Genomic DNA, 12,807 nt, shown 5'->3' with positions numbered 1-12,807 from the left:
GTCCGAGTCGAGCACCACGATCTCCTGGTGCCCGTCCATCTTGGGTAGGAAAGGGTGCACTTCCAGTGCGCCGAGGAAGCGGCCGAAGTTCTTGTGGGCTTCAGGGGAGAGCGGATCGGCGTCCGGGAAGAAGAGCACGAGGTTCTCCATGAGCAGCTCGTACAGATGCGCGAAGGATTGCTCGGTCAGTCCCTCCAGATCGAGCCCGCGCACCTCGGCGCCCAGTGCTCCAGAAGCAGGGCGCACGTCAAATTCTAAGTCGTTGGGCGACATCGGTCTTCACCTCATTGTCCTTTGGTATCAACTGTTTTCAGGAATGACGATGCGCATTTGCGTCGTTGGTGCTGATTTTCCGGTGCGGAACCGGAGTGCGCCATCATGGTTGTTGACGCAGTGGAAGGTGGGAGGCAAGGATGGAAATGGCGGTGGTGGCCGAGTGGTCAACTCGAGAGGAACTGGATTTTCATGGATTCTGCGGAATCTCAAGATCTTGCGGTCGACGTGAGTGCTGAACTGGCTGGACTCATCGATCTGGCAACGCCTTTCGCCATTCGGGTCGCGGTGACGATGCGTCTTCCGGAGCTGGTATCCGAGGGAACGACCGAACTCGGTCCGCTTGCGTCCGCTGCGGGGGCGCATCCGGAGTCCCTGAAGCGCCTGCTGCGCCATCTGGTCCACATCGGACTGTTCGCGGAGGCGGAGCCGGGTGTCTTCGGGCTGACGGACTTGTCCCGCCAGCTGCTCTCTGAGGGCGGCACGTGGCTCCGGAGCTGGCTCGACGTGGAGGGGCCTGGTGCGCGGATGGACCTGGCCTTCAGCGGCATGCTGCACTCCATCCGCACCGGCGAGTCGTCCTACGGTGTCGTTCACGGTGCCCCGTTCTGGGACGACTACCAGCGCAACGACGGCCTGCGGCGCTTCTTCGGCGACGTCATGGCTGCCCATGCCTGGCAGACCGGGCCGGTGCTGGCGGCGGAGGTCGACTGGGAGTCCGCCCGGACCGTCATCGACGTGGGCGGTGGGCAGGGGGCGTTGCTCGCTGAGGTCGTTCGGGCCAATCCGCACCTCCGCGGCGAGGTGCTCGATCTTCCGGCGGTGGCCCGGGAAGCCGACCAGGCGTTGAGCGAGGCGGGCCTGGCGGGGCAGGTCTCCTTCGTGCCCGGCAGCTTCTTCGACCCGCTGCCGCCCGGACGGGACGTCTACGTGGTCTCCCGCGTGCTCACGGACTGGAACGACGAAGACGCGGTGCGGATCTTGCAGCGCTGTGCCGAGGCCGCTGGCGACAGCAGCCGGGTGCTGGTCGTGGAAGTCCTCGCCGGCGTCGATCACGCCAAGTACAACACCTCCTTCGACCTGCAGTCCCTGGTCCTGCTGGGCGGTCAGGAACGCAGCGTCGCGGACTTCGAGGCGTTGGTGGACAAGGCCGGGCTGAGCCTGGTCAAGTCCCGCACCTGGCCGGGTGGCCTCGTCGTGGTGGAGTGCCGACTGCCGCGGTGACCTCGGTGCGGCGCCGTTCCTCATGCCCATCGGGGTCGGCGCCGTGCCCGCGGGTCGGGGAGCAACCCGAGTTGGTGGAGCCGGTCGAGCGGCGAGAGTGGGTGCAGACCGAGACCGGCGAGGTTGTGCATGACGGTGAAGCTGAGCCGCTGGTTGGCGCCGGTGTTGCGCAGCGCCCGCCGGCCGACCGTGCGGCCCACCCAGGACAGGTCGGTGAGCATGCGCGACGCGTTGTGGCTGATCTTGCCAATCTGGATCAGTTCGGGCAGGCGTCGCTCCTGGTACTCGCGCAAGGCTGTGTCCACATCGGGTGCCCGGAGGGGCAGAGCCCGTTCGGCAAGGCACGTGCCCAGGGCGTGCGCGTCGTAGATGGCACTGTTCATGCCCTGGGCCGCCATCGGATGCACGGAATGCGCCGCTTCGCCGACCAATGCGATGCCGGGGGCGGACAGACCGTCGGCGACGAACCGGGCAACAGGCAGCATCTGCCGATCGTCCAAGCTGCTCCGCAACTGGTCCTCGAAAGCCGCCAGCTCGGGCAGTTCAGCGATGAGCGCGTCTCCCCAGCGTTGCATCGCATCGTGGTCGATCCCGCGCAGCTCGTTCGGTTCGGCCTGGACGTAGAGCCGAATCCGGTCTCCGGGCAGCGGATAGCGCATGCGCAGACCGCGGTCGGTGACGTGGGCGGTCACTGCTTTCTCCGCGGTCGGCACGTCGGGGATGTCGAGGGCGACCAGCCGGTGCGAGTAGTCCTTCCGATCCGCGCCGATACCGGCAGCACGCCGGAGCCGCGACGAAACGCCGTCGGCCGCGATCACCAGCGACGCAGGAACTTCGCGCTCGGACCCTGCTTCCCGTACGACGAGCCCGGCGACTCGTGTGGCGTCGTCGTGAAGAGTCCCGCGCACCGTCACACCTCGGTAGAGCGAGACGTTGTCCGGCAAGCTGTCGACGAGCGCGGTCAGGATCGACTCGTGGTCGGCCGACAGCAGCCAGTTGGTCGTGTCCGGAAGCTGTGTGTAATCCAGGGACATCCGACCTTTCCCACTGTCTCCGCAGGCGACGAGCGCGGAAAGGCGTACCGCTCCCCGGTGCTCCAGGAACTTGGTGACACCCCACGTGTCCAGGATCTTCAACGCTCCGGGCTGCAGCACTTCACCCTTCGGTACCCGGGGCACCCGTGACTGCTTCTCGAAGACCAGAACCTGCAGCCCTAGCGAACCGAGTGCGTGCGCGGCGGCCAAGCCTCCCACGCCCGCCCCGCACACCACGACAGTGCTGTTCATCGCGTCTCCCGCAGGGTGTGGAAACAGGACGTCGGCGCATGCTGCGGGCGGCCGACTTGCAGGCCGTCGGGCCACAGCGCAGTGGGGGAGCTCATGTCGGCTGGCCCTCCTTGTCGTCGGCAGCGATTTCGTACTTCGACCGCATCGCGGCCTGGCTCCACAGGCTGAAGAGCAACGTCAGTCCGAGCAGTGGAACGACCGTGATTGCGGGGACAGTGCGAGCCAGGACAGCACTGGCGAGAACGAGGCGTTCGGCGACCAGGAGCTCGTGCGCTCGCAGCGCGCGGACCTGAGTCAGCGTTGGTGCTAGGGACACCAACGGCAGCACTGCGACCGAGCCGATGCAGGCCGCAACGACCAGCAACACCGGATAGCCGACCCGGTGCTGAAGCAGAAGTCCGATCGCGGCGGCGACGATCGCTGCGGCGTACAGAGCCGCGGTCAGCCGGGTGGCGTGACGAATCCCGCTCCGCACGGGTACCGACCGGTAGCCGGCGGCGCGATCGCCGTCCACATCGCGGAGCGTGCCGACGAGATTGGACGCCGCATCGTGCAGCAGGAAGACCACGGAGAACACGACTGCGGTCCACCCGGGCAGCGGATTCACGACCATCGCACCGATCAGGAACGCCAACGCGATGATCAGGCCGCGCACCAGATTTCCCGACAAACCCCGCGCCTTGCAGAACTTGCTGTAGGCCACGATACCGCCCAGCGCCAGGGCAACCAGCACCAGCGTTCGCCAGTTCGCCCACGCCAGCAGCACTGCTGCTGCGATCGCGAGCCCCGTGCCGAAAGCGAGCGCGGTCTTGGGCGAGAGCCTCCCGGACGGGATCGGGCGCTGTGGTTTCGCGATTCGGTCCAGGTCCCGGTCGAAGTAGTCACCGAGGTAGTGCCCGGCCAACCAGCCGAGTGCGGTTCCGCATCCCGCGATGGCGAACTCGGTGAGTCTGGAAGCGCCTCCGGCACCTGCCCCCGCGACGCCTACGAGCACTGGGTAGCAAAGCGTGTACGGCCGCCAGGTCTGCACGTGCGCCCACGAGATTTGGCGTGTTGCCGCCCATCGGTCGCGCATCGCTACCGGTTCCGGTCGATGGCCAGATCGGCGATGGTCAGCATCAGGTCGACGGCGGCCGTCCCGGGCAGGTTCGAGATGCTCTCGCGGGCCTTGGCGATCTCCTCGGCGGCGCGCGTCCGGCTGAGCTCCAATGCGCCGGTCGTGATCAGGAGCTCCCGCATGAGCCGGTGAGAGTCCGCCGCTGGCATCCGGCCCGACAACGCCTCGGTGAACCGGTGCCGGTCGGCATCCCGGGCGGACTGGTAGCCCACGAGCACCGGGAATGTCGGGCGCAGATTGGCCACGTCGCTGGTGGCAGGCTTACCTGTTGTCGGGGTGACCGCCAGGTACGGCAGCAGGTCGTCGAACATCTGGAAACCCACGCCGAGGTGCTCGGCGTACCGGGTGGTGGCTTCAACGTGCTCGGTGGCCGCACCGCCGAGGATCGCTCCGGCTCGGCAGGCCCCCCGGAACAGCGCGCCGGTCTTGAGCGCCACCATTTCCTGGTAATCGTCGACCGAGCAGCTCAGCTTGCCGACCATTCCGGCCTCCCGGACCTGCCCCCGGCAGACGTCGGATCCCGCAGTGGCCAGGACCCGAGCTGCCTCCAGCAACGCGGCAGGCCGCACGGCTGTGCATTCGAGGAGCGTGCTGACCATGTTCAAGATCAGGAAATCGCCGGCTACCAGCGCATCGGGCACGCCGAAGTGGGTGTGCACGGTGGGGCGGCCCCGGCGCAGCTCGTCGTCGTCGACGATGTCGTCGTGAACCAGCGTCGCCACGTGCAGGTATTCCACGGCCAAGGCGGCGGGGAGCAGCCGGGAGCTGTCACCGCCGGTGGCCTCTGCGGAAGCGAGCAGCAGCATCGGTCGCAACATCTTGCCGGGCGCTAGAAGCGCGTAGCCGGCCATCTGCTCGGTCCGTTCACCGACCGTCGACCACCTTCTCCGCATTTCGCGGTTGAGCAGTTCAGCCAGTTCGGGGGAGCTGAATTGAGCTGCGGTCGCGCAGGTTTCGGCGTTGGCCATGTCACGAGCGCTCGGCGGTAACTGACTGCGGCACCTGGGGGTCACCGCTCGGCGGTTCGCCTCCGCTGAAGAAACGCCGGGTGAGTTCGAGCAAGATGTCGTTGGCCTCGCGCGTGCCGACTGTCACCCGGACTCCGGCGTTGTCGGCGAGCGTCCGCACCTCGACGCCGCCAGCCGCGCAGAAGCGGACGAACGACTTGTTCGCCTCGCCGAGCGGTAGCCAGTGGAAGTTGCCATGACTGCGGGGTACCTCCAGGCCGAGCGAGCGCAGCTGGGCGTGAACCCGGTCTCGTTCGGCGGCGACCTCCGCGCATCGCTCCCGCATGGTCTCGTCGGCCCGCAGCGCGACGATGGCGGCATCTTGCGCCACGGTGCTGACCCGGAAGAAGTACGAGCCGGGCACGAGCTTCGCGATCACTGCCTCGTTCGCGACCAGGTAGCCGACCCGGAGCCCGAGCAGCCCGTGGGATTTGGAGAAGGTGCGCACCACGCACACGCGGGGATCCTCAGCGGCGAGCCGGATGCCGTTGGCGATCGCCGATTCATCGGCGAAGTCGGCGTAGGCCTCGTCGATCAGCACGAGGACGTCGTCGGACAGCCGGTCCAGGAGCGCCCGCATCTCAGCGTCGTCGAGGACGGTCCCGGTCGGGTTGTTCGGATTGCACAGCAGTACGACCTTGGTCCGCTCGGTGATTGCGTCGGCCATCGCCGTCAGATCGTGCTTGTGCTCGCGGAGCCCCACCGGTACGGCTTCAGCGCCGGCATTGCGCACCAGCAGCGGGTACATCTCGAACGACGGCCACGCGTGCACGACCTCGCCGCCGCCCGCAAACGCGGTGAGGATCTGCTGCAGCAGCGCTCCTGACCCGGGACCGACGAACACCCGCGCGGAATCCACCTCGAAGTGTCCGGCGATTGCCTGCGTCAACCCGGTGGACATCGCGTCGAGCGTCAGGTTGACCCGACTGGCGCCGTCCACAATAGCTTCCTGAACACCTGGTAGCGGTGCCGAGAAGTTCTCGTTCAAGGACAGCTGATGCCGAGCGGTAGTCACAGGCTGATCTCCGTTCATGACGTGCGCGTACGTCTACCGCGCAAGCCGGAATCCGATCGGGCTGGGAGATTTTTGGTCGACTCGTTGCGAAGCCGACGTGAGGGCGGTCGGATTTAGAGCGTCGGCGATGGCTCGAGATAAGGATCTTGATTACATCGGCCAGGTGTCATCGCGTCAACGAGTCCGCGCGAGGAAGTGCGCGAACGAACGTGAATGTTGCCCGAAGGGGCAAATGTTCGTCGCCGGTGCTGTTCATCGCGGACGCATGGCCGGAAGGCCTGGCCGGGGCAGAAGTGACTCAGTATGGTGATTCATGAACGAGAACAGTTGATATGCAACGTAATTCGATGTTTACGGCTACTTCGACTGCGACGTACCCGGCGGGCAGGCTGTCGCCGCGTCAGCGGTCGTGCTCAGGAGTGCAGACGTCGCCGCTCCTGGGAAATTCTCCTCGTGGCCGTAAGGTGTCGAACCCCCATGACAGAGCTGGAGGAATCCGCATGACGACGGCGCAGGCCGACTCCGATCCGTTTCCGGACGCACTCGACGAGGCGATCTGCGAGGGAGCGGAGGCGCTGTTCGTCGCTCAGCGTGCCGACGGCGTGTTCGACTACAGCGAGGACAATCTGACCTCGACGCTGGGGACGGTGGGCGCGCTGTCCGCGCTGCATTACGCCGACCGGGACGGCAACGCCGACCTGATCGCCACAGGCGCCGGATGGCTCAGACGCACCCAGAACACTGACGGCGGCTGGGCGATGGTCCCCGGCCTGGCCAGCGAGGCCGGGCCGACTGCGGTCAGCTCGGCCGTCCTCCACCTGGTCGACCCCGGGGGCAGCTCGACGTCGGTACAGGCCGGGCAGCGTTGGATGGCGGACTTCGGTGGCTTGGATGCGATTCCGCACCCCGAGGTCGTCGCGTGGTGCCGTCAGTACTACGGCTTCGTCGGCTGGCTGATTCCTGATGAGATGCGCCGCTTCCCGCTGGAGGTGGCGCTGTGGCCGGGCCTGTACCGCAGGCTGTTCGATCTGCGCATCCCGATGGCGTTCGCGCTCGGTCTCGCCCAGGCCAGGCACAAGCCCCTCACGCGCTTCCAGCAGGTGCTGGCCCGCCTGGGGGAGCCGAACGCGCTGAAGGCGATCCGGCAGGTCTACGAGCACGAGGGTTCGACCGGGGCTTGGTGCGAAAACGCCTGGGTGACCGGTCTCGTCTGCACCGGTCTGGCCCGTGCGGGCTTGGCGCCGGACATGGTCGAAGCCGCAGTCAGGTGGTTTCGCCGGACGATGCACCCTGATGGTTGGTGGCAGACTGGTCCGCTCGACGCGGCATGGACGATGTACGCCGTGCGCGGCCTCGCCGAGGCCGGATACGCGGACGACCCGAGGCTGGCTTCGTCGATCGGGCTGTTCGTCCGCCTCCAACAGCACCGCCCGTTCCTCGCCTTCGGGTGCCCACCGGGCTATTGGGGGTGGGCGGGCACCGAGGGCTGGCCCTCGACCTTGGAGACCGGCGAGATCCTCTCCGTGCTGTGCCGGCTGCCCGGCCAGGAACAGGAGGGGGCGATCGAGCGGGGCGTTGACTGGCTGACCCGTGTGCAGGACACCCGCGGCTCCTGGGGACTTTGCGTGCGCAACACCACGGTCGCCAACAGCGGACCGTGCCCGATGACCACAGTGCAGGCCGTCGATGCGTTGCTCGACGCGGGTGTCCCGGCGGACGACCGCCGGGTGCGTCGCGCGCTGCGCTGGCTCGCCAACGCCCAGCTGCCGGACGGTGCCTTCGAATCGGTGTGGTACCGGCACCACACGATGGCCACCGCCGCCGTGCTGGAGACCTTCTCCAAAGTGGGTTGGGCGGAGGGCGTCACTGCTCGCCGGGCGAAGGCGTGGCTGGAACGCGCCCGTCTGTCCGACGGCTCGTGGGGCGACGGGCACGATGCACCCGCCACTGTCGAAGAGACCGGGTGGGCGATCTCGGGCCTGCTCGCAGCCGGAGTGGATCCGGCTGACGTGCGTTCCGGCGTGGACTGGTTGCTGGAGAGACGGACGCCCGGCGGTGGGTGGCCGGCGGAGAGCGTCCACGAGTACGTGCGGTACGTGAGCCGGTACAGCAACCCCGCGTTCACCCAGGGCATGGCCCTTCGCGCGCTCGGCCGGTACCGGGATGCGGTGCGCTGATCCCGCGCGTCCGTCTCGGCAGGTCTCTGATTGCACGATTGCGCTGCTGGCTCACCGGATGTTCTGAAGAACGGAGTACCCATGACAGGTTCGACGCAAGAGGATTCCTTCACCGAGCACTTCTGGCGCGACCCGCATGGGGCGCTCGCCAGGACGCGCGAGACCTACCCCGTCCGCGAGGTCGACTTCGAGGGCGGCCGGACCTGGCTGGTCACCCGGTATGCCGATGTGCGGGCGGGGCTCGCCGACGAGCGGCTGGCGAAGGACTGGCGGTCCAGCCTGCCCGCCGAGGAACGCGCCTCCGCGTCTCCTGGACTGCCTGCCCCGATGTCGCACATGCTGACCTCGCTCGACCCGCCGGAGCACACCCGACTGCGGAGCCTGGTCACCCAGGCGTTCACCGCGCGCCGGATCGCCGAGCTGCGCTCGCGCGTCGAGGCCGTCGCAGAGGAGCTGTTGGCAGATCTGCCCGAGGAAGAACCGGTCGACCTCGTGGCGCGCTACGCGATCACACTGCCGATGGTGGTGATCAGCGAGCTTCTCGGCGTCCCCGAGATCGATCGCGACGAGTTCGCACGCTTGTCCACCATCCTCATCGACGAATGCCCTGAACCCGAGCTGCTGCGCGCCTCAACCCAGATGGCCACCTACCTGGAGGGACTGGTCGCGGCCAAGCGCGTGGAGCCGGACGACGCGTTGCTCTCCGGGCTCATCACGGCATCCGACGAGGACGACCGGCTCTCCGACCTGGAGATCGTGGCGATGGCCATGCTGCTGCTCATGGCAGGCCACGAGACCACTGCGGTGTTCATCACCAACAGCGTCCGCGCCTTGGTGGTTGACGACTCCGCGCGCCAGCGCCTGGGCAGCCCGGAATCGGTGCCGCCGCTGATCGAGGAACTCCTGCGCTGGCTCTCGCCTGCCCTCAATGCTTCGGTGCGGTTCGCGACCCAGGACCTGGAGATCGGCGGGGTCGAGATCTCCAGGGGTGCATCGGTCATGCTGTCGACGGGTGCGGCGAACCGCGACCCAGCGCGGTTCGAGGAGCCGGACGTGCTGGATCCCGACCGGAACACCGCAGGCCACCTCGCCTTTGGCTACGGCATTCATCGATGCCTGGGTGCGGCCCTGGTCCGTTTGGAAGGGGAGGTGGCTCTGGCCGCGCTGTTCAACCGGTTCCCGGGACTGCGGATCGTGAGCGAACCCGCTGAGCTGACATTTCGCCGCAGCGTCCACGTGCACGCCCCGCGCACGTTGCATGTGCTGCTCGGTCCCCGTGCCGTGGACTGACCGACAACAGCTGAACGCAGGTGGGGCACCTCGATCTCCGAGGTGCCCCACCAGCGTTTGCGCGTTCAGCTGGACGGGGTGTTCACCCGCTTGCGGACGCAGAACCAGCCGATCACCAGGGCGAGCGCGATGATCGGGACGCAGAGCAGCGTGACCCGGCCGGCCGGTACGTCGAACCACATCAGGACGCCCACACCGAGCAGGAATCCGATCGTGGCGACCTGGGTGACCGGAGTACCAGGAAGTCGGTAGAGCGGCCTTCTCAGCTCACCGGCCTGCGTCTTCCGGACGAAGAGCAGGTGGCAGACCATGATCATGCACCAGGTGCTGATGATCGCGACGGCGGCGAAGTTCAGCACGATCTCGAACGCAGTGGCCGGCACCAGGTAGTTCAGGCCGACACCGAGGACGCAAACTGCTGCGGTGAGCATGATTCCGCCGTAGGGCACCTTGTTCCGGTTCATCAAGCCGGCGAACTTCGGTGCCGAGCCCGCGGCGGACATCGAACGCAGGATCCGGCCGGTGGAGTACAGCCCGGAGTTCAGGCTGGACAGCGCCGCCGTCATCACCACCAGGTTCATCACGTCGCCGACCGCCGGGATCCCTATGCTCGACAGAACCGTCACGAACGGGCTTTCGCCCTTCTGGAACATGTTCCAGGGCAGCAGCATCGCCAGCAGGATCACTGATCCGACGTAGAAGAGGCCGATCCGCCACATGATCGAGTTGATCGCCTTCGGCATGACCTTCGCCGGGTTCTCGGTCTCACCGGCGGCGACCCCGACCAGCTCGACGGCCGAGTACGCGAACACGATGCCCTGCACCACGATGATCATCGGTAGCAGGCCGTTGGGGAAGAAGCCGCCGTTGTCAGTGATGAGCTGCGGTCCGGGGATGTAGCCGTCGATGGGCTGGCCCGTGACCAGCAGGAAGATTGCGATTCCCATGAAGACGAGCAGGGCGCCGACCTTGATGATCGCGAACCAGAACTCCATCTCGCCGAAGAGCTTCACGGAGACGAGGTTCAACGAGAGCACGACTGCTAATGCGGCCAGTGCCAGGACCCATTGGGGTACGGCGGTGAACATGCTCCAGTAGTGCGCATACAGGGCGATCGCGGTGATGTCGGCGATCCCGGTGGTGGCCCAGTTCAGGAAGTACATCCAGCCTGCGACGAACGCGCCCTTCTCGCCCATGAACTCACGTGCGTAGGACACGAACGCACCGGACGAAGGCCGGTACAGGATCAGCTCTCCGAGAGCACGAACGACGAAGAAGGCGAACACACCGCACACGGCGTAGACGATGGCCAGCGATGGACCGGCCTGGGCGAGCCGCCCGCCCGCGCCCAGGAAAAGCCCCGTGCCGATCGCGCCGCCGATCGCGATCATGTTGACGTGCCTGGGTTTCAGGGACTTGCTGTACCCCTCATCGCCGGGGTCCACGTGGGGCTGGGCAGTCGACTGCCCAGGACTGTGCAGGGTCTCTTCGCTCACTGAATTTGCTCGTCTCCGACGTCGGTCGTCCGCGGATTCGCGCGACGGATCGACATCTTTTCTGGTGACTCAGGGCAGGAGCCCTCGTGGATCGCTAGTTCTCGCTGAACCGCAGGGCTTCAGCGAGCAGCGTGGCGGTCGATGTGGCGATGTCGCGCTCGCGGGCGGTGCGCGACCGAGGTATCCGGGATTTCCTTCACCGGCGCGGTCGGCGCGAAGATCAGGTGTGTTCGAGCGGGGGATAGGGACCATCACACGCATCCCTGCCGTCGTTCGCCTTCTGGCGCAAGTGAGGGGAAACCCCCTCAACGACGAGGCTCCTGTCCAAAATCGGATGATCCATACAGGCGCGGTGGCAATACTTCAACTGCTGAAGGGGCCTGTGAAAGGGACAGGAACATCGGCACGATCGTGCAGTTCTGCTGGCAGCCTCGGACGTGGACCTGGGGGAGCGACGTCTCGCTCACGCTGGCTTTGATGATCCCGCTGGTGTCGAAGCTTCTCGAGATGCTGGATGCGAGAGCGGCAGACGCCGCTCGGGCGATCACTGCAGCTCTGCTGGCCGCAGCCGTCGTCACGCCTACTGCAGGTCGGCTCGGTGACATGTACGGAAAGCGGTGGATGTTGCTGTTCAGGATCGGAATGCTCACGCTGGGTTCGATCGTCTGCGCGTTGTCGAGCGAGCTCGCCCCGATGCTGGCCGGGGCATAAGGAAACGGACCGGGCGAGTGGTGCTGCAGGGCTTGTCCGCCGGCGCCATTCCGCTGGTCATCAGCACCCTGCAGCAGCCGCGTTCACTGCTGACAGTGCGGACCGGCACGTCCTTTTCTGGCTGGCCTGGGACCTAGGTGTCATCGGAGGCGTGCTCGTGATCTCGCTCGTACCGGAGTCGCGTGTCCGCACAGATGGGCGTTGCCCTTCTGGGTGCGATCGGCTTGTCGGTGGTGTTGCTGTGCCTGTCGCTGGTGACCTCCAAGGGCGCTGACTGGGGCTGGATGAGTGGTTGACCCCTATCCTGTTTATCACCGGGATGGCGGTGCTGGCGGTGTGGGGATGGTGGGAGCTGCACACGCCGCAGCCGATGGTGGACCTGCGCACCACCGCGCGGCGCCAGGTACTGCTGACCAACATCGCTTCCGCGGTGTTCGGTTCGCGATGTCCATGGCCCTTCCTCAGCTGCTGCAACTGCCCGAAGCCACCGGTTACGGGCTCAGGCAGTTGATTCTCGTCGCAGGCCTGGTGATTGCGGCTAACGGGCTGATCATGATGACGGTGGCGCCGGTCGTAACGCGAATCTCGCGGACCCGAGACCCGAAGGCGACGTTGATGATCGGCGCGCTCGTGGTGGTTGCCGGGTATGGGTTGAGCCAGGTGTGTTGATGTCGAGCATCTGGCAGTTCGTGATCGCCTCCAGCATCATCGGCGTGGGCGTCGGGCTTGCCTATGCGTGATGCCCACGCTCATCATGGCCGCTGTTCCAGTGTCCGAGACTGCGGTGGCCAACAGCCTCAGCCCGTTGATGCGTTCCGTCGGCACGTAGCTGTCCAATTCGGTCGCGAGAGTCGTGCTCGCACACATGACGATCGAGCTGGGCGGTGCGGCGCTGCCTTCGCTCACCGGATTCCGCGTCGTGCTGGGCATCGATGCGGGCGCTGCGCTTTTCGCGCTGCTGATCGCTGCCTTTCTACCAGGCTCCGCGCGTTCCGGGGACCGGCAGCTCGCGCGTCGACCGATAGCCAGGACGTTCGCACGAACGGGCCGTCGGCTGCGCCGCTGATCTGGGCCTGGAGCCTCTGCATCGGGCAGTGCTGCTGCTGAGCACAGGTGAAGGGAATCCCTTCAATGGTGCAACTGCTACGCAAGATCGGACGGGCACTAGAGGCGCGATGGCAATACTTCGGTGGTTGAAGGGTTCGGTGAAG

The 12,807-nt window shown here is 66.6% G+C and carries 12 protein-coding genes; 6 read left to right on the top strand and 6 right to left on the bottom strand.

All coding sequences use genetic code 11. The features are described 5' to 3' along the window. Window positions 1–273 (bottom strand): TauD/TfdA dioxygenase family protein (locus ABTZ89_RS11125; protein ID WP_351042941.1); only part of this gene is annotated, 273 nt, incomplete at its 3' end. 192 nt (window positions 274–465) lie between these two features. On the opposite strand from ABTZ89_RS11125, the gene ABTZ89_RS11120 reads away from it, so the two are divergent. After that, entirely contained in the window at window positions 466–1,497 is a 1,032-nt protein-coding gene (locus tag ABTZ89_RS11120) for a methyltransferase (RefSeq protein ID WP_502949533.1), read from the top strand. A 20-nt stretch (window positions 1,498–1,517) separates the two neighbouring features. On the opposite strand, the gene ABTZ89_RS11115 is transcribed toward ABTZ89_RS11120, so the two are convergent. From ABTZ89_RS11115 to ABTZ89_RS11100, 4 genes are all read right to left on the bottom strand, one after another. Beyond that, complete coding sequence (locus ABTZ89_RS11115) at window positions 1,518–2,783, bottom strand: FAD-dependent oxidoreductase (protein WP_351042938.1); 1,266 nt, start codon at window positions 2,781–2,783, stop codon at window positions 1,518–1,520. A 91-nt stretch (window positions 2,784–2,874) separates the two neighbouring features. Next, the gene (locus tag ABTZ89_RS11110; RefSeq protein ID WP_351042935.1) at window positions 2,875–3,777 is read right to left on the bottom strand and encodes a UbiA family prenyltransferase; all 903 of its coding nucleotides are present in this window, start codon (window positions 3,775–3,777) and stop codon (window positions 2,875–2,877) included. 83 nt (window positions 3,778–3,860) lie between these two features. Further along, on the bottom strand, window positions 3,861–4,868 hold the full coding sequence (locus tag ABTZ89_RS11105; protein WP_351042933.1) for a polyprenyl synthetase family protein: 1,008 nt from the start codon (window positions 4,866–4,868) through the stop codon (window positions 3,861–3,863). Window position 4,869: 1 nt separating this feature from the next. Beyond that, complete coding sequence (locus ABTZ89_RS11100) at window positions 4,870–5,940, bottom strand: aminotransferase class I/II-fold pyridoxal phosphate-dependent enzyme (RefSeq protein ID WP_351042930.1); 1,071 nt, start codon at window positions 5,938–5,940, stop codon at window positions 4,870–4,872. 482 nt (window positions 5,941–6,422) lie between these two features. On the opposite strand from ABTZ89_RS11100, the gene ABTZ89_RS11095 reads away from it, so the two are divergent. Together ABTZ89_RS11095 and ABTZ89_RS11090 are read left to right on the top strand one after the other, a co-directional pair. Next, on the top strand, window positions 6,423–8,099 hold the full coding sequence (locus ABTZ89_RS11095) for a prenyltransferase/squalene oxidase repeat-containing protein (protein WP_351042927.1): 1,677 nt from the start codon (window positions 6,423–6,425) through the stop codon (window positions 8,097–8,099). 81 nt (window positions 8,100–8,180) lie between these two features. Further along, window positions 8,181–9,389: a cytochrome P450 family protein gene (locus ABTZ89_RS11090; protein ID WP_351042924.1), complete on the top strand. Its 1,209-nt coding sequence runs from the start codon at window positions 8,181–8,183 to the stop codon at window positions 9,387–9,389. A gap of 65 nt (window positions 9,390–9,454) precedes the next feature. Here the strand turns inward: ABTZ89_RS11090 and ABTZ89_RS11085 are convergent, their stop codons facing one another. Beyond that, complete coding sequence (locus ABTZ89_RS11085) at window positions 9,455–10,885, bottom strand: amino acid permease (protein ID WP_351042921.1); 1,431 nt, start codon at window positions 10,883–10,885, stop codon at window positions 9,455–9,457. 477 nt (window positions 10,886–11,362) lie between these two features. Here ABTZ89_RS11085 and ABTZ89_RS11080 point away from each other — a divergent pair, with 477 nt between their 5' ends. The 3 genes from ABTZ89_RS11080 (at window position 11,363) to ABTZ89_RS11070 (ending at window position 12,662) form a co-directional block, all read left to right on the top strand. Continuing rightward, entirely contained in the window at window positions 11,363–11,596 is a 234-nt protein-coding gene (locus ABTZ89_RS11080) for a hypothetical protein (RefSeq protein ID WP_351042918.1), read from the top strand. A gap of 444 nt (window positions 11,597–12,040) precedes the next feature. Then, window positions 12,041–12,265, top strand: coding sequence for a hypothetical protein (locus tag ABTZ89_RS11075; RefSeq protein ID WP_351042916.1), 225 nt, complete (start codon window positions 12,041–12,043; stop codon window positions 12,263–12,265). Between the two features lie 196 nt (window positions 12,266–12,461). After that, window positions 12,462–12,662 (top strand): hypothetical protein, encoded by a 201-nt coding sequence (locus ABTZ89_RS11070; protein ID WP_351042913.1) that lies wholly within the window; start codon window positions 12,462–12,464, stop codon window positions 12,660–12,662. The last annotated feature ends 145 nt before the right edge of the window (window positions 12,663–12,807 follow it).

The sequence above is a fragment of the Saccharopolyspora sp. NPDC002686 genome (assembly GCF_040295745.1).
Lineage (GTDB): Bacteria > Actinomycetota > Actinomycetes > Mycobacteriales > Pseudonocardiaceae > Saccharopolyspora > Saccharopolyspora oryzae.
Note: the sequence above shows the minus strand (reverse complement) of the source record. Positions and strands in the feature narration are given on the sequence as shown.

Bases quoted from the DNA above. Each gene is read 5' to 3' on its own strand.
- ABTZ89_RS11120 (WP_502949533.1), top strand. From the start codon at position 466: ATGGATTCTGCGGAATCTCAAGATCTTGCGGTCGACGTGAGTGCTGAA.
- ABTZ89_RS11115 (WP_351042938.1), bottom strand. From the start codon at position 2,783: ATGAACAGCACTGTCGTGGTGTGCGGGGCGGGCGTGGGAGGCTTGGCC.
- ABTZ89_RS11105 (WP_351042933.1), bottom strand. From the start codon at position 4,868: ATGGCCAACGCCGAAACCTGCGCGACCGCAGCTCAATTCAGCTCCCCC.
- ABTZ89_RS11100 (WP_351042930.1), bottom strand. From the start codon at position 5,940: ATGAACGGAGATCAGCCTGTGACTACCGCTCGGCATCAGCTGTCCTTG.
- ABTZ89_RS11095 (WP_351042927.1), top strand. From the start codon at position 6,423: ATGACGACGGCGCAGGCCGACTCCGATCCGTTTCCGGACGCACTCGAC.
- ABTZ89_RS11090 (WP_351042924.1), top strand. From the start codon at position 8,181: ATGACAGGTTCGACGCAAGAGGATTCCTTCACCGAGCACTTCTGGCGC.
- ABTZ89_RS11080 (WP_351042918.1), top strand. From the start codon at position 11,363: ATGATCCCGCTGGTGTCGAAGCTTCTCGAGATGCTGGATGCGAGAGCG.
- ABTZ89_RS11075 (WP_351042916.1), top strand. From the start codon at position 12,041: ATGTCCATGGCCCTTCCTCAGCTGCTGCAACTGCCCGAAGCCACCGGT.
- ABTZ89_RS11070 (WP_351042913.1), top strand. From the start codon at position 12,462: ATGACGATCGAGCTGGGCGGTGCGGCGCTGCCTTCGCTCACCGGATTC.